The sequence below is a fragment of the Desertivirga brevis genome (genome assembly GCF_017355835.1).
The window spans coordinates 79615-97872 of the sequence record NZ_JAFEWF010000004.1; the positions used below are offsets into that span (position 1 = coordinate 79615).

10 protein-coding genes are annotated in these 18258 nt (G+C 41.5%); all 10 read left to right on the plus strand.

The window, feature by feature from the left end; genetic code table 11:
* Nucleotides 1–266: 266 nt before the first annotated feature.
* The gene (locus tag J4N25_RS12385; protein WP_207422528.1) at nt 267–1907 is read left to right on the plus strand and encodes a pectate lyase family protein; all 1641 of its coding nucleotides are present in this window, start codon (nt 267–269) and stop codon (nt 1905–1907) included.
* A 4-nt stretch (nt 1908–1911) separates the two neighbouring features.
* Complete coding sequence (locus tag J4N25_RS12390; RefSeq protein WP_242695888.1) at nt 1912–5043, plus strand: DUF6298 domain-containing protein; 3132 nt, start codon at nt 1912–1914, stop codon at nt 5041–5043.
* A gap of 4 nt (nt 5044–5047) precedes the next feature.
* Entirely contained in the window at nt 5048–6445 is a 1398-nt protein-coding gene (locus J4N25_RS12395; RefSeq protein ID WP_242695889.1) for a glycoside hydrolase family 140 protein, read from the plus strand.
* Nucleotides 6446–6466: 21 nt separating this feature from the next.
* Nucleotides 6467–7402: a glycoside hydrolase family 43 protein gene (locus tag J4N25_RS12400; protein ID WP_207422529.1), complete on the plus strand. Its 936-nt coding sequence runs from the start codon at nt 6467–6469 to the stop codon at nt 7400–7402.
* 3 nt (nt 7403–7405) lie between these two features.
* On the plus strand, nt 7406–9250 hold the full coding sequence (locus J4N25_RS12405; RefSeq protein ID WP_207422530.1) for an exo-alpha-sialidase: 1845 nt from the start codon (nt 7406–7408) through the stop codon (nt 9248–9250).
* Nucleotides 9251–10693, plus strand: coding sequence for a sialate O-acetylesterase (locus tag J4N25_RS12410; RefSeq protein WP_242695890.1), 1443 nt, complete (start codon nt 9251–9253; stop codon nt 10691–10693).
* A 65-nt stretch (nt 10694–10758) separates the two neighbouring features.
* Complete coding sequence (locus J4N25_RS12415; RefSeq protein ID WP_207422531.1) at nt 10759–13533, plus strand: glycoside hydrolase family 2 protein; 2775 nt, start codon at nt 10759–10761, stop codon at nt 13531–13533.
* 4 nt (nt 13534–13537) lie between these two features.
* Entirely contained in the window at nt 13538–16273 is a 2736-nt protein-coding gene (locus J4N25_RS12420; RefSeq protein ID WP_207422532.1) for a glycoside hydrolase family 78 protein, read from the plus strand.
* Between the two features lie 21 nt (nt 16274–16294).
* On the plus strand, nt 16295–17008 hold the full coding sequence (locus J4N25_RS12425; protein WP_207422533.1) for a DUF3826 domain-containing protein: 714 nt from the start codon (nt 16295–16297) through the stop codon (nt 17006–17008).
* 110 nt (nt 17009–17118) lie between these two features.
* The gene (locus J4N25_RS12430) at nt 17119–18258 is read left to right on the plus strand and encodes a sialidase family protein (protein ID WP_207422534.1); all 1140 of its coding nucleotides are present in this window, start codon (nt 17119–17121) and stop codon (nt 18256–18258) included.

Sequence of the window (18258 nt, forward strand, 5' to 3'; positions counted from 1 at the left end):
GTTGAATTGTGAGGGCCGCCCGGCCCTCCTTTTGTTTTTGGAGGAATTTGGTTTGGGGACCGGGCTTCAAGAATTACAAGATCATGCACGATTTACTAGTAAAAGGTAACAAAGTACTTACGACTCATGATAAGAAGCTACAATAGCTTGAGAAAATTCTATAGAACGAGGATACGATCTCAGGGTATTTTTGTTTATGGTTCTAACCAGATGAGCTAGGGTAACCTGTTTGAATAACCAAATTAAACACACTTAAAAAAATCATAATGAACAAAGCTTTAAGTATATCACTTGCTGCATTAACATTTATTTGTTCAAAATCAGTTTTCGCGCAATATCCTACAATCCCTCCTGCCATGGAGGCGAAGGCGGATTCTGCACTAAATGCTGTTAAACGTCAGTCGGACATTGCCTGGCAAAAAGCTTTACCAATCATTGAGCGGGATATCAAGAATGGGAAACCTTATGTTCCCGGAGCTTCTAAGCCATCAGATTTGCCCCAGGCGAAAATCCCTGCGTTTCCTGGCGCCGAAGGTGGCGGTGCATTTACTTCCGGCGGTAGAGGAGGCAAAGTGTTCGTAGTTACCAATCTAAATGACAGTGGTCCTGGTTCTTTCCGCGAGGCTTGTGAGCAAGGCGGGGCAAGAATAGTTGTTTTTAATGTCGCTGGTATTATTCGCTTAAAAAGTCCTGTTATTATTCGTGCCCCTTACATTACAATTGCTGGTCAAACTGCACCGGGTGATGGAGTTTGTATTGCTGGAGAGTCTGTATGGATCGATACACATGATGTTGTTGTTCGCTACATGCGCTTCCGCAGAGGAGAAACTTTGGTAACCCGCAGGGATGATGCCCTTGGTGGAAACCCTGTTGGGAATATCATTATTGATCACGTTTCTGCAAGCTGGGGATTGGATGAGAACATGTCTATGTATCGTCACGTTTATGAAAGGAACAGTGAAAAACCACAAAAGCTTCCGACTGTCAATGTTACTATTCAGAACTCAATCTTTAGTGAGTGTTTGGATACTTATAACCATTCTTTTGGAAGCACCATCGGTGGTCTTAACAGTACCTTCATGCGTAACCTCTGGGCTAATAACATTAGTCGTAATCCTTCAGTGGGCATGTACGGTGATTTTGGGTTCGTAAACAATGTGGTGTTTAACTGGTGGAACCGTTCAGCTGACGGCGGAGATAATAACTCTTTGTTCAATTTTATAAATAATTACTACAAACCTGGTCCGATAACGCCTTTAGATAAACCTATTGGCCACCGAATTTTAAAACCGGAATCAGGACGCTCAGCAGATAAGAAAACTCTTTTTGGAAGAGTTTACGCTAACGGTAATATTGTAGATGGCAATGAGCGTGTAACAAAAAACAATTGGGATGGTGGTATTCAGATTGGGGACATGCCAGATGCCGGTCGTTATACAGATAGTATTAAAGCTGATAAACCTTTTCCAATAGCTAAAGTAGCTATTATCCCTGCGCAGGATGCTTATAAGTATGTGCTTGCTAATGTAGGTGCAACTTTACCTAAAAGAGATCCTGTTGATGAAAGGATTATTCGCGAGGTTAAAACAGGGAAGATCGAGTACAGTGAAAACGCAAAACCTCCGGTTGGTGGCGAGTTTATAAAAAGACGTTTACCGGCTGATAGCTACAAGCAAGGAATTATCAGTGATATTAGTCAGGTAGGTGGTTATCCTGAATATAAGGGTAGCCCTTACAAGGATTCAGATAACGATGGAATGCCTGATGCCTGGGAAATTAAGAATGGCTTGAACCCTAAAAACGCTGCTGATGCAACTGCCGATAGAAATAAAGATGGCTATACAAACATTGAAGAGTATTTAAACAGCGTTGTACCTTTAGTTGCTGTAACTCCTTCCTCAAAATAAGAACATGTCTGCTAAAGATATTACAAAAGTTATAATAGCAGGGCTGGTTGGCATTCAAATGCTGACAAGTCCTGTTTTTGCGCAAAAACAGCCTAAACCTAAACCATTTGAGCCTCTTTCCGCTGAAGGTGGAAAATTGGTTTATTCAGCTTACCCTAATGGCGATCGTATTCCCGATTTCTCTTATGCTGGTTATAAAGCTGGGGAAGAAGCAATACCGAACCTTCCTGTTAAGGTCGTAGTTCCGGTGAAACCAGGTGATGCAACGCTCAGGATCCAATCTGCTTTGGATTATGTAGCATCTCTTCCCGCGGACAAGAGCGGATTCAGGGGTGCCGTGCTGCTGGAAAAAGGAAAGTATGAAGTTGGTGGTGCATTGCAAATCAAGGCATCCGGAGTGGTCCTTCGCGGAAGCGGCGTGAATAACGGAACGGTTTTGCTTGGGACAGGATATGATCGTCAGACCCTGATCACTTTAGGAGGAAAGGGCGATCAACGTTTGGGTGCACAGGTGAATATAACAGATGCTTATGTGCCTGTTAGTTCTGTTAAGATCAACGTTTCTAATCCTAATGCTTTTAAAGTTGGCGACCATATTCAGATCCGCCGTAATTCAACAAAGGCCTGGATAGATGTACTCGGAACACAAACTTTCGGTGGCGGTCTTTCTTCTTTAGGTTGGAAGCCGGGACAGCGGGATATTCTCTTTGATAGAAAAATTACAGCTATAAATGGTTCTGTAATAACTCTGGATGTTCCATTAACAACTTCGCTTGATACAGCTTATGGAGTTGGAACGGTAAGTAAGTATACCTGGCCTGGCCGGATAGCTAATGCCGGAGTTGAAAACATTCATTTACGTTCCTCGTTCGACGCTTCAAATCCTAAGGATGAGGACCACAGATGGATGGCTATTGTTATTGAAAATGCCATGGATGCCTGGGTTCGTCAGGTAAATTTTGAGCACTTTGCTGGATCGGCAGTTAACGTACAGGAAAGTGCAAAACGAGTAACTGTTGAAGATTGTAAATCATTGGCACCGGTTTCAGAGATAGGCGGACAAAGACGGTATACGTTTATGACCGCAGGACAGCAAACTCTTTTTCAGAGATGTTATGCTGAAGCCGGCTACCACGATTTTGCGGTAGGTTTTTGTGCAGCGGGACCCAATGTATTTGTACAGTGTGAGTCGCACTTACCATACAGTTTCAGTGGGCCAGTAGACAGCTGGGCCTCTGGAGTTTTATTTGATATAGTAAATGTTGACGGGCAAGCTTTAAGTTATAAAAATTTGGAGCAAGACGGTCAGGGAGCGGGTTGGAACGCTGCAAATAGTGTTTTCTGGCAGTGCACCGCGTCGAGAGTAGATAATTATGAACCTCCCACTGCTCATAACTGGGCTTTTGGTACATGGGCACAGTTTGCAGGCGATGGTTATTGGACTATGTCAAATGAGCAAATCCAGCCTCGCAGCTTGTATTATGCGCAATTAAAAGAAAGGATTGGCGATAAATTAGGAAACCGTGCTATTGTTATTCCGGTAGGTACAGAGGCTTCTAGTAGTCCTCCAGTTGATGTAGCAATGTCATTAACTAAATTATCAGCAACTCCGGCAATTACATTAACAAGCTTTATAGATGACGCGGCCGAACGTCAACCTATACCTGTTTCCTATTCCAAAGTAAAAACGATAGATCAAATTGGTGTGGTACAACCAGCTCCGGCGCCTAAGGCAGGAGTATTCCATATTCAGAATGGGTGGTTAGTAAGAGGCGATGAGGTTGTTGCCGGACGAAGAAGAGAAGTGCCATGGTGGAATGGCTCATCCCGTCCTTACGGACTGAAAGCACCTAAGCCCCACGTTACGCGCTTTGTTCCGGGACAGGTAGGAGAGGGACTCACAGACGATCTTAATGCCATGACAGACAGTATGAAGGCCGGCAATGTAGTAGCATTGGACCATAACTATGGTTTGTGGTATGAACGTCGTCGTGATGATCACGAGAGAATAAGACGTATGGATGGCGATGTATGGCCTCCATTTTATGAACTTCCGTTTGCACGTAGTGGTAAGGAATCAGCCTGGGACGGCTTAAGTAAATATGATCTTACAAAATACAACCATTGGTATTGGAATCGTTTAAAGCAATATGCAGATCTGGCGGATCAGAAGGGATTGGTATTATTGCACGAGAACTATTTTCAACACAATATTATAGAAGCAGGAGCTCACTATGCTGATTTTCCATGGCGTCCGGTTAATAATATAAATAACACTGGATTCCCGGAGCCTGTTCCTTATGCCGGAGACAAACGGGTATTCATGGCAGAGCAATTCTATGATATTAGTAATCCGGTTAGAAGGGAGTTACATAGAGCATATATTAGAAAGAGCCTTGAAAATTTTACTGAAAATAATGGTGTTATTCAGCTGATCAGTGCTGAGTATACTGGACCACTTCACTTTGTTCAATTCTGGGTGGATGTGATCAAAGAATGGGAGAAAGAAACAGGCAAAAAAGCACTTATTGGTTTAAGTACCACTAAAGATGTGCAAGACGCAATTCTTGCTGACAAAGAACGGGCTTCTGTTATCGATGTAATTGATATCAAATACTGGCACTACCAGGCTGATGAGAAAGCTTACGAGCCTAAGGGAGGCCAAAATCTAGCTCCCCGTCAGCATGCTCGCTTACTTAAACCAAAAGCGAGTTCTTTTGATCAGGTGTACAGAGCAGTCTCAGAGTACAGAATTCAAAATCCTGGAAAGGCAGTGATATATGGCGGTGATGGAGCGGACAGTTATGGATGGGCGGTATTTATGGCTGGTGGGTCTTTGCCTTCAATTCCAAAAACCCCGAAGGCTTTCTTAATAGATGCTTCAGAAATGACTCCGGCGAAGTTATCAAAAGAAGTTGCGCGACAATACGTATTATCATCAAAGAACAAGGGTTATATAGTTTATACTACTTCCTCCGAACCTATCAAACTTGATCTGGCTAATGCTAATTACAACGTGCGTTGGATAGACTCAAGAACAGGTGTTGAAATAGGAAAAGCTGAAAAAATTAAAGGAGCAGCAAATACAGTTTTAAGCAGCCCTAAGGCAGGTGCTGTGTTATGGTTGACTAAATAAATTTTTGAAATTGAAAGTTTTAGGTAAATACATTGTATTAGCAGCGGCGGCTGTTTTAAGTACGATTAGTGTTCATGCCCAGCAAACTGGACCATTAAAGGTTTCTGCAAATAAGAGATATATCCAGCAAGGAAGCAAGCCGTTTTTCTGGTTGGGAGATACTGGATGGTTGTTATTTAGTAAACTAACTCGTGCTGAAGCTGAAAAATATTTACAAGTACGGAAAGCGCAAGGTTTCAACGTAATACAGGTAATGGTTATTCATGATATCGCAGAAGTGAATACCTATGGAGACTCTGCTTTAATCCGAAAAGATATAACACGCCCAAATATTACCTCCGGAGCTAATGCTGCTGATCCTAAACAATACGATTACTGGGATCATGTAGATTATATTGTTAACCTGGCTGAAAAGAAAGGCTTATACATGGCTTTAGTGCCCGTATGGGGATCTGTTGTAAAAGAAGGGCATGTAACATCGAAGCAAGCAAAATCTTATGCCACTTTCCTTACTAATCGCTATAAAGCAAAGTCGAACATTATTTGGATGAATGGTGGGGATATTGCGGGTAGCGATTCAACTGCTGTCTGGAATACTATAGGAAATACAATTAATAATCTGGACAATAATCACCTGATCACTTATCACCCTCGTGGACGTACTCCTTCTTCTGAGTGGTTTCATAACGAGAAATGGCTAGATTTTAACTCTTTCCAGTCCGGACACCGTCGTTATGATCAGGATACTACTGCTAAAGAGAAATATCACTACGGTGAGGACAATTGGAAGTTTGTAGAGGTAGATTATAAGCTAAAACCTACTAAACCAACAATTGATTCTGAGCCGTCTTACGAAGGTATTCCTCAGGGTTTACACGATACGTTGGAGATCAGATGGAAAGATTATGACGTTCGTCGTTACGGTTACTGGTCTGTCTTTGCCGGCGCATTTGGTTACACTTACGGAAATAATTCAGTAATGCAATTCCTTAAATCAAGCGATAAAGGAAGTGCCTATGGCGCAAAAGAATTGTGGGAGACAGCTATTAATAATCCAGGCGCCCAACAAATGATTCATTTGAAAAAACTTATGCTTTCAAGACCTTTCTTCGAACGCATTCCAGATCAAAGTCTGATCGCTGGAAATCCTGGTGAGAAGTATAACCGTCTGGTTGCAACCAGGGGAAAAACTTATGCTTTCATCTATACCTATAACGGAAGAAATATTCCTGTAAATATGGGAAAGATTGCAGGTACAAAAGTTAAAGCATCATGGTTCAATCCAAGGAACGGGGAAACTACGCTGATTGGTAACTTTTCGAATACCGGAGTAAAGGAGTTTAATCCCCCTGCTGAGGAGAAGGATGGAAACGACTGGGTGTTGATATTGGATAGTTTGTAATTCTTGTTAATATTTCCAGTAATGAAAAAAGGCATCTGGCTTCTATTAGTAATAGTAATATCTCTGGCTTCCTGCACTAAGGAAGTCTATATGTTCACGTCTTTTCATGAGCCGGCCAATCAGGGACTACGTTTCCTGTTTAGTAATGACGGTAAACATTGGACTGATCTGAACAAAACTTATCTGAAGCCGCAAGTTGGACAGCAAAAAGTGATGCGTGATCCATCAATTGTAAAAGGACCCGATGGTACTTTCCATTTCGTTTGGACAAGCAGCTGGAAAGGTGACAAAGGTTTTGGATATGCAAGCTCCAAAGACCTTGTAAACTGGTCTGAACAGAAATTTATTCCAGTAATGGAAAATGAACCAACTACTGTTAACGTTTGGGCTCCTGAGCTTTTCTATGATGATGTGGATAAGCAGTATATTATTGTTTGGGCTTCATGTATTCCTTTCCGTTTCCCGAAAGGCCAGGAGGATGAAGATAATAATCATCGTTTATATTATACTACAACCAAGGACTTCAAAACCTTTAGTCCCTCCAAGTTATTTCTTGACCCTGGTTTCAGTGCAATTGATGCTGTAATTGTAAAAAGGAAAGCCAATGATTACGTGTTAGTTGTAAAAGATAATACACGTCCAAACCGAAATATCAAAATCGGTTTCTCCAAGTCGCCGTTAGGACCATATCCAAATATCTCAGCTCCTTTTTCACCAAACTTCACTGAAGGACCTGCTGTGGCGAAAGTAGGCGAGGAGTATATTGTTTACTACGACTCTTATCGAGAAAAGAAATATGGTAGGTTAAAGACTAAAGACTTTATCAACTTCAGTGATGCGGAAAACGAAACAAGTGTGCCTGAAGGACATAAGCACGGAACTATTTTTAAAGCAAGTAAGAAAGTTTTAAGGGGATTACAAAAGAGTGCAGGAATAGATACTGCCAAGATCAATTAGAAAATGAATTTAGTAAACAGAATAAGTTTAAGTTTAGGATTAGCGGCAGCCTTTGTTACGGCAAATGCTCAGGATACTGTTCGTTATACCGGGACTACTTTATCTAATGTTGATTATCACCACGGTCAGTTAAGTCCGGCTGTGGGTGTACATAGTGTTCAGGTTTTCAGAGCAAATCGTCAGCACCCCGAATTAGCTGACGGTTTTAGTTGGACTTACAACCATGCTCCAATGATCGCTCATTGGAATAATACTTTTTATTTGGAATATCTAAGCGATCCTGTTGGTGAACATATTCCTCCAAGTCAGTCACTTTTACACACTTCTAAAGACGGATATAACTGGTCTAAGCCTGTTGTTGTATTTCCTCCTGTAAAAGTTCCTGACGGCTGGAAGAAAGAAGGGTACCCGGGAGTCGCTAAAGATCTGTATGCGGTGATGCACCAGAGAATGGGATTTTTTACATCGAAAAAGAATCGTCTGCTTGTGTTGGCCTATTATGGAATAGCTATGGACCAAAAGGATGATCCAAATGATGGAAAAGGTATGGGAAGGGCTGTGCGTGAAATCAAAAAGGACGGAAGTTTTGGTCCGATATATTTTATCCGTTATAATAAAAGCTGGGATAAAACTAAATCTCAGTTCCCATTTTATACTACCAGTAAGGATAAAGGTTTTGTAGAGGCTTGTAATGAGTTACTTGCTACGCCCCTAATGATGCAGCAGTGGGTTGAAGAAGCAGACAGGGATGATCCTTTAATTCCTCTCAAGAAGGAAGCTAAAGCTTTCAGCTACTATCACCTGCCTGACGGTCGAGTGGTTGGTTTATGGAAGAATGCACTTACCAGTATCAGCAAAGACAACGGTAAAACCTGGGAGTATAATCCTACAAGAGCACCCAAATTTGTGAATAGTAACGCCAAGATCTGGGGCCAAAGAACTTCGGACGGTAAGTTTGCGACTGTTTATAACCCTTCAGAGTTTCGCTGGCCTCTGGCTATTTCTGTGAGCCAGGATGGATTGAACTATAATAACCTTCTACTGGTGAATGGTGAGATTAGCCCGATGCGTTACGGAGGTAATTACAAATCTTATGGACCTCAATACGTACGTGGTATGGAAGAAGGAAACGGGGTACCACCGGATGGAAAGCTTTGGCTTACCTACAGTATGAACAAAGAAGATATTTGGGTTAGTTCTGTTCCTGTTCCTGTTACAGACAAGGTAACAACTTATCCTAATGAGATATTTAGTCAGATGACCGCAGGCAAAGAGCTCGCCTTGTGGAATACTTATAGTCCAAAATGGGCACCTGTTAGTATTAGCAAGATGAATGATGGAACAAAAGCCTTGCTTCTGTCAGATAAAGATCGTTATGAATATGCTAAAGCCGAGCGCGTAATTCCTTCTGGTAAACGTCTTGTTGCTGAAATTACCGTAATTCCTCAGCAGAATAACAAAGGTCAACTTGATATCGAGTTCCTGGATAGTAAAGGAACGCCTGCTATCAGATTGCAATTTGACTCTACTGCAAACTTTACTACAAAAGCCGGCTATAGGAACAGAAATGTAATTCAATATAAAGCCGGAGAGACTTATACCATCAAGATTGATTTAGATACTGATAAGCGCTTCTACAACCTTGATGTAAACGGAAAGAAGATGCCTGGTATTTTCTTCGCACCGGTAGCGGAGATTTCCAGGATTACTTTTAGAACTGGCGATACCAGAAGATTTCCTGATGCTGATACTCCAACAGATCCAATGCACGAATCACTACCAAAAGCTGGTGATGCAGTAGAAAATGCTGCCTTCTTTATTAAATCTTTAGTTACCAAAGGCAAATAGATGAAGAAGCTGCTCAGCATATTAACCATTGTTCTTTGTTCCTTTTCCTCGAAGGCTGAAGTTGTATTGCCAAGAATTTTGGGTCATAATATGGTTCTTCAGCGAGAGAAACCAGTAACAATTTGGGGAACGGCTTCTGCAGGAGAACAAGTATCTGTTCAGTTTGCGGGACAAAGCCTGAAAACTGCGGCTGATGGATCTGGGAACTGGAAGGTTGTGTTATCACCAATGAAAGCATCGACTCGTCCTTCTGCAATGATTATTAGTGGATCTAATACTATAAAGCTGGAAAATATCCTGGTAGGAGAGGTATGGATTTGTTCTGGTCAGTCCAATATGGAGTTTACTATGAGGAAGAACAGTAAGATGGCAAAGCCCGATACTAGTACTGCTAATTCTCCGATAGATGAGTTGGATAGAGCACGCAATCCTCTTATTCGTATCTTTTTGGTAAATAGAAAAGATCAAGTTAAGCCAGATCCTCAGCATAAGGGTTGGAATGTCGCCCAGGATTCAGCTCTCAGGGTATTTTCTGCCCCTGGATATTTTTTCGCAAAGGAACTCCAGTCAAAATTAGGTGTTCCTGTCGGAATGATATCTGCAGCGATTCCTGGAAGTGCTATAGAACCATGGATCCCTGCTAATGCTTATACTTCAGAATTTTTCAAGACCTATAAAGTAAGTACTGGTGGAACAAGTTTCTTTGAATCCATGATCCGTCCTCTTGCTCCTTTTGGGGTAAAGGGATTCATTTGGTACCAGGGAGAAACTAATTGCTTTCAGAATGAAACCCTTGAGTATTCTTATAAATTAGAGGCTTTAATCAATAGTTGGAGAGCGCATTGGAATGATAAAAACCTTCCTTTTTACTATACTCAGATAGCTCCTTTCTATTATTCAAAAAGCACAGGTAAGTACCCGCTCACTAAGGAGACTTTGCCTAAATTCTGGGAAGCACAACAGGCTGTTATGAAAGTTCCGCATACGGGAATGATCACAACAACAGACCTCATAGTGACCCCTGATGATTTGCACCCCAGCTTCAAATGGGAAATAGGGAGAAGGCTTGCTCAATGGCCGTTAGCGGTAGATTACCGCAAGAAAGTAACCCCAAGCGGACCGTTATTTAGGTCGAAAAAAGTTAAAGCGAATTCGGTAGTAGTTTCGTACGAGCATGCACCTAATGGCTTGGTAAGTCATGATGGAAAAGAATTAACTCAATTTGAAATAGCAGGAGCAGATGGTGTGTATCATCCTGCGAAAGCTATTATAAAAGGAAAAAAAGTAATCGTGAGTTCAGACGCTGTAAAAAAGCCGGTCAACGTAAGATTTGGCTGGAACGAGGGAGGTAAAGCAACCTTATATAATAAAGAAGGATACCCGGCAATGCCATTCAGATCAGATAACCCAATTGTTGCACAATTTAAAGTAAGTGCAAAATGAGGGCTTATAATTCATTTAGATTGAAAAACCACTTTCCTAGTTTTAGTTGTATAAGGCTTGGAAGAATGTCTTATCGCGTTATATGCTTTCTGCTTTCTGCTTTTAGCTTTCTGCTTTTAGCTACTACCTCCACCCATGCCCAGCAAACACAGAAACTTTACCTTTCTGGCACTGGTAATGATAATACAGTTTCCTGGGACTTCTTTTGTACTGCTGGTAGGAACTCTGGTAAGTGGGGTAAGATTCCTGTGCCTTCCAACTGGGAATTACAGGGGTACGGGAAATATGATTACGGATTTGCGAAGGACACTATAAGAGGAAAGGAAGAAGGGCTTTATAAGTATTCTTTTAATGTCCCTGCAGATTGGAAAAACAGAAAGATAAATATTGTTTTCGAGGGATCGATGACGGACACCGAAGTGAAAATAAACGGCAAATCAGCCGGGCCGATTCATCAGGGAGCGTTTTATGCCTTTAGATATGATATAAGTAATCAGTTAAATTATGGAAGTTCCAATTTACTTGAAGTAAGGGTTGCGAAGCATTCAGCTAACCCTTCTGTAAATGAGGCGGAAAGAAAAGCAGATTTTTGGATCTTTGGTGGAATTTTCAGGCCTGTATACCTTGAAAATCTTCCCCTGGTAAATATCCGTCATCTAGCGATTGATGCAAAAGCAAATGGCCAGTTCTTTACTAATATCGATATTGAAGGAAAAGCGGATAGAGTAACTGTGCAGCTATTCGACGCCAAAGGAACTAAGTTTGGTGGGTTGATATCAAAAAAGTTGTCTGGAAATAATGGTACAGCAGCACTTAGTGGAACTTTCTCATCACCAAAGCTTTGGTCATCTGAGTTTCCCAATTTGTATAAGGCTGTATTTACTCTTTACTCGGGAGGAAAAGCAACGCATACTGTCCAGCAGAAATTTGGCTTTAGAACCGTAGAGATTAAAGAACGTGACGGTGTTTATGTGAATGGTGTAAAGATCAAGATGAAGGGTGTCAACAGACACTCTTTCTATCCAACATCAGGAAGAACCACAAGTAAGAAAATAAGCATCGCAGATGTAAACATAATGAAGGAAATGAATATGAACGCGGTGAGAATGTCTCATTACCCACCAGATGATCATTTCCTGGATGTTTGTGATTCCCTTGGTTTATTTGTGATGGACGAGTTGGCTGGATGGCATGGAAACTATGATACTCCAACTGGGACTAAGCTGGTAAAGGAAATGATAGAACATGATGTTAACCATCCATCAATCATTTTCTGGTCAAACGGAAATGAAGGGGGACATAATCGCGAGCTTGATCATTTATTTGCACAAGAAGATATTCAGAAGAGAATTGTTCTTCACCCCTGGGAGGACTTCAATGGTTTCGATACACAGCATTACCGTGAATATAACTATGGGATCTCCAATTATAATCACGGGCACAGCATAGTAATGCCGACGGAATTTCTGCATGGTCTGTACGATGGTGGACATGGAGCAGGTCTTGAAGACTATTGGAATGCTATGCTTAAAAATCCAATGTCTGCAGGCGGCTTCTTGTGGGATTTTGCGGATCAGGGTGTTGTTCGTACAGATAAAAATGGTGTACTTGATACAGATGGAAACCGCGGCGCAGATGGAATAGTTGGTCCTTACCATGAAAAGGAAGGAAGTTTCTATACCATCAAAGAGGTTTGGAGCCCTGTTTTCTTTGAGGCAAGGGAGATGACTGCAGGCTTTGATGGGGTTTTTAATGTAGAGAACAGATATCACTATACAAACCTTAACCAATGCAGCTTCAGTTGGAAGCTTAGTAACCTAAAGAATGGTCAAAACAGGACAGGCATATCTAAGTCCCCGGACTTGAAACCTGGATTTAAGGGGACAGTTAAAGTTGATCTTCCTGCAGATTGGAGAAGCTTTGATGTATTATACATCACAGCAAAGGACCCATCACAGAAGGAGCTTTTTACCTGGAGCTTTCCTATAACTCTACCCGGTAAAGAAGCTAATACTCTTGTTCAAAAGGGGGGCGAAAAACGGGTTAAAATAGAAGAAAAAGATAGTTTGCTTACGGTTTCAGTAGGGGAGCTTGTAGTTGGTTTCAGTAAAAAGACTGGAATTCTAAGATCAGTTAAAAATTCAAAAGGTTTAATTCCTTTTAATAATGGACCTATTATACAGCAGGGTGCGACTAATTTCTCCAACATCACTTATAAAAATGACGGTGGAAATGTAGTAATCGAATCTACGTTTGACAGAAAAGCTGCCTACAATAAATTGCAGTGGACAATTTTTCCTTCAGGATGGATTAAATTGAACGTGAAGTACTTCCCTGCACAGTATCTCACAGATTTTATTGGAGTTAATTTTTCTTTTCCGGAATCCGAGATCAAAGGGATCGAGTACATGGGCAACGGTCCATACCGGGTATGGAAGAATCGTTTGAAAGGTAATTCTTTCGGAGTGTGGAAGAAGGATTACAACAACACAGAAACTGGAGAACAATGGGTTTATCCTGAGTTTAAAGGATATCACTCTAACATGTACTGGTGCAAATTCATAACCAAGTCGCAGCCGTTTACTGTGGTTACAGAAAATGAAGATCTTTTCTTCCGTTTGTTTTCTCCTTCTCCGAAGACCGATCAGTGGGGCAACTATGTTATCAATTTCCCGTCAGGTGATATTTCTTTCTTACAAGGTATTCATGCAATTGGTACAAAAACACAGCGGGCAGACCGTACTGGTCCAATGTCTATGCAAAATATCTTTTACGACTATGAAAAAGAGCCTGCGCGTGCATTAGATCTAACATTGTATTTTGATTTTTTAGGTAAATAATTAAATGAAGAAGCTTATTCTTTTAGTGTTCCTTGCTTCGTCTTTTGTTGCGACTAAAGCGCAGGTTTCCGCAGAAAATCTGCGGTGTAACCTGATGGCAAATCCTCTCGCTCTTTCTAGTAATACGCCAAGATTTAGCTGGCAGGTTGTAGCTAAAGGAAGGGGAATTATTCAGGAGGCTTACGAGATATCAGTTTCTTCTGATTCTCTTAAACTTGCCGATGGTCAGGGAGATCTTTGGTCAAGCGGAAAAGTAAATTCTGATGCTGCCTCAAATATTACCTATGCAGGTAAGCCACTTAAGACGAAAAGCAAATATTACTGGAAGGTTAGAGTTTGGACGAACAAAGGCGGATCGGCCTGGAGTCGCACAGCCTCGTTCGGAACGGGCTTACTGAACTATAAAGATTGGGAAGGTCGGTGGATAGGTTTTGATCGGTATTTTCCATGGGATAATGAGGATCAAAATCGCCTATCAGCAAGGTACTTCAGAAAAGAATTTGCTGTAAATAAAGAAGTAAAGTCGGCAACAGCATATATCATTGGATTAGGACTTTATGAGCTCACAATCAATGGTAAGAAAATAGGTGACCAGGTACTTGCTCCAGCACCTACAGATTATACTCAAAATGTTAAATACAATGCGTTTGATGTCACTCCTGTTATTAAACAAGGAAAGCATGCTATTGGAGTTATATTAGGAAATGGACGTTTTTTTGCAATGCGTCAGGCAAAGCCATATAAGGTGAAGACTTTTGGCTTACCGAAGATGTTAATGCAAATAAATATCCAATATAAGGATGGAACCTCGGCAACCATTAAAACTGACGAGTCATGGAAAGGAACAGCAGAAGGACCAATTTTAGCTAACAACGAATACGATGGCGAGGAGTATGACGCGCGGAAAGAGTTTGCTGGCTGGGACAAACCAGGATTCGACGAGAAGAAATGGCTGACTGCAGAATACGTTCAGGAACCGGGTGGGACTTACGAGCCTCAGGAGAATGAGTTCATGAAGGTGATGCAAAGTATTGCTCCCGTATCTATCAAAAAAAGAAGCAATGGTAATTATATAATTGACTTCGGTCAAAATATGGCCGGATGGGTTAAACTTCAGGTGAAAGGAGAGAAAGGCCAAAAGCTTACCTTGAAATTTGCTGAATCTTTGAAAGAGGATCGTAGTCTTTTTATTGAAAACCTACGGGATGCTAAAACTACCGATACTTATATACTAAAAGGAGAGGGAACTGAAGTATGGGAACCACGGTTTACCTTTCATGGATTTAGATATGTTGAAGTTAGCGGTTATCCCGGAACACCTACTCAAAAAGACTTCACTGCCCGCTTTGTGTATGATGACATGGCAACGGTAGGAAAATTTGAATCTTCCAATACTCTTCTAAATCAAATACACCGTAACTCCTGGTGGGGTATTGCCTCAAACTATAAAGGAATGCCGATTGATTGTCCACAACGGAACGAACGTCAGCCATGGCTAGGCGATCGCTCGACGGTATCTTATGGAGAAAGTTTCCTTTTTAATAATACTGCCTTATATAATAAATGGGCTGACGATATAAGGTACTCTCAAAAGGCGGACGGAGCCATTCCTGATGTTGCACCCGCTTTTTGGCGTTACTACAGTGATAATATGACCTGGCCTTCAACTCTTCATCTGGTTGTTGATATGCTTTACCGTCAGACAGGAGATAAGGAAGTGATCCGAAACAACTACCCCGCAATGAAGAAGTGGCTTCAATATATGGAGTCGCGTTATCTGGATGCAGAAGGGGTTATGACGAAAGATAGTTATGGGGACTGGTGTGTACCTCCGGTAAGTGCGGAAGCAGGAAGAGGTGTTAATGCCGACCAGAAACATCCAAGTGCACTGATTGCTACTGCTTATGATTATTATGTAAATAACCTGATGATCCGCTTTGCTAAACTTGCTGGTCAGGACCAGGATATTGCTGGTTTTGCAGCAATGGCTGCCAGATCAAAAGAAGCGTTCAATAAGAGGTTTTATCATAAGGAAGGGTTTTACGGTGAAAATACACTTACGGATAATATCCTTCCTGTAGCATTTGGAATTGTTGAGGAAGAAAATAGAAATAGGTTGGTTGCGCAAATCGCCTCCATCATAAATAAAAATAACGGTCACCTGAGTACCGGATTAATAGGTGTGCAGTGGCTGATGAGAACTCTTTCTGAAATTGGCAGAGCAGATCTTGCCTATACCATTGCCTCCAAAAAAACTTATCCTTCCTGGGGCTACATGATTGAAAACGGGTCTACTGCCATCTGGGAGCTCTGGAATGGCAATACCGCAAATCCGAAAATGAATTCCCAGAATCACGTGATGATGTTGGGTGACTTGCTGATTTGGTATTATGAGAATTTAGCGGGTATTAAATCTGATCTGGAGGAGGCAGGGTACAAGAAGATCATCATGAGACCGGAGATGATCAATGACCTGAGCTATGTTAAGGCCAGCTATAATTCTGTGCGAGGTGAGATCAGGAGCGATTGGAAGAAATCTGGTAAGACATTTACCTGGAATATAACTGTACCAGCCAACTCAAAAGCTATTGTTTATATACCTGCTGGTGGAGCTAACAAAGTTAAAGAAGGAAATAAAAAGGTAAGTACGGTTGACGGAGTTAAGCTGCTAAGAACTGAAGCTAGCAGAGTTGTTCTGGAAGTTGGATCAGGCAATTACTCGTTCAATTCTGAAATGTAAATCAAACTAATCATTCGAATTATGAATACTATAAAAGGAATTTTTGCTGCTGCTGCAATCGTTGCCGCCGCAGGTTTATCAGCTCCAGCGTTTTCACAGACGAAGCAAGCTGCTCCCTTAAGTGCAGAGGCGAAGGCCAAATCTGATGCTGAAGTGGATAATAAGGCGGCTGAATGGGTTTCATCTTTAAACTTGAATGATGCCGCAAAAGAAGCCCGTTTGAAAAAAGTTATTGCTACACACCTTAAGGCTGTCCGCGACTGGCATAATTCTCATTCGGCTGCAGATGTTCCTCCTGGAATTAACCTTGCCAGTGGCAATAAACTTTCAGATCTAGAAAGACAAGTGATTGCTGATTCGGCCATTCCTAAAACGGTGCACCAGGACTTGATGACTGGATTAAGGGCAGACCTTTCTGAACAGCAGGTTGAGGAGATCCTCGATAAGTATACCATTGGAAAGGTTGCTTTCACCATGAAGGCATATAAAGAAATTGTTCCAAACATGACAGCCCAGGAAGAAGAGACAATCCTTAAGAACCTGAAGCAAGCCAGAGAGCAAGCTGTGGATTTCAAAAACATGACGCAGATCTCAGCAATCTTTGAAATCTATAAAACAAAGAACGAACAATTCCTTAATGCCAACGGACGTAGCTGGAAGCAGATGTATAAGGACTATACAGCAGCATTAAAAGCGAAGAAAGCTGCAGCAGCTGCTGCGGAGAAAAAGAATTAGATGCATTGCCTTACGAACACAAGAATAATCCTGGCAGAAAAAAATTAAGCGCTATAAGGTCTTTCCTCCGATCGAAGTGACAGAGAGGAATGATCGATCAAATAATAACAATGAAACTAAAAACTATATTAACTTTTGTAGCCCTCTCCATTGGTTCACTTTCCTTAAATGCACAGACTAAGCCATGGAAAAAAGGAATTCTGGTAGATGAATTTTTGTATGAGAAAGCACCTTTTCCTGAATGCCATTCTGCAACTATAGCAGAAACCCCTGCCGGTTTGGTTACTTCATTTTTTGGAGGAACCAAGGAACGTAACCCTGATGTTTGTATCTGGGTGTGCCGTATGGAGAATGGAAAATGGACTGCTCCAGAGAAAGTGGCTGATGGGATTATGCCTGATAAACGTTATCCTACTTGGAATCCTGTTCTTTTTCAGGTGCCCAATGGTGAACTTTTATTATTCTATAAAATAGGTGCAAGTCCTGGCACATGGAAAGGATATATGCGTACATCTGCAGATAATGGAAAAACCTGGTCAGAGCAGAGAGCTTTACCTGAGGGATTTACTGGTCCTGTTAAGAATAAACCGGTTTTATTAAGTAACGGGAATTTGATCTGCCCTACCAGTACCGAAGGAAATAAAACCGGTAATAGCTGGCAGATCCATTTTGAGTTGACCCCAGATTTCGGCAAAACTTGGAGAAAGGTCGGTCCTCTTAATGCAGGAAAAGACATCAATGGTATTCAGCCAAGTGTTCTTGATCATGGTAATGGCAAGTTACAGATCCTTGCCAGAAGCCGTAATAGAGCTATACTAGAGTCATGGTCTTATGACAACGGAGAAACATGGTGGCCTCTTACTAAAACCACTTTACCTAACAACAATTCCGGAACTGATGCAGTTGCAATGAAAGATGGTCGTTTTGCTCTGATCTACAATCATGTATTGCCTCCGGGAACTGAAGCAAAAGGACCACGTACGCCTTTAAATTTATCTATCTCTAAAGATGGTAAAAAATGGTATGCTGCTGCAATCTTCGAAGACTCTCCAATAAGTCAATACTCATATCCTTCTATTATTCAGACTAAAGACGGAATGCTTCATGCTGTGTATACCTGGCGTCGTCAGAAGATTAAACATGCAGTTGTTGATCCCTCAAAGCTGAAGCTGAAAAAGATTAAAAAGGGAGTTTGGCCTAAAATGAAGGGTTATACAGGTCCAGTTAATGGGGAAATAACACAAGACTAA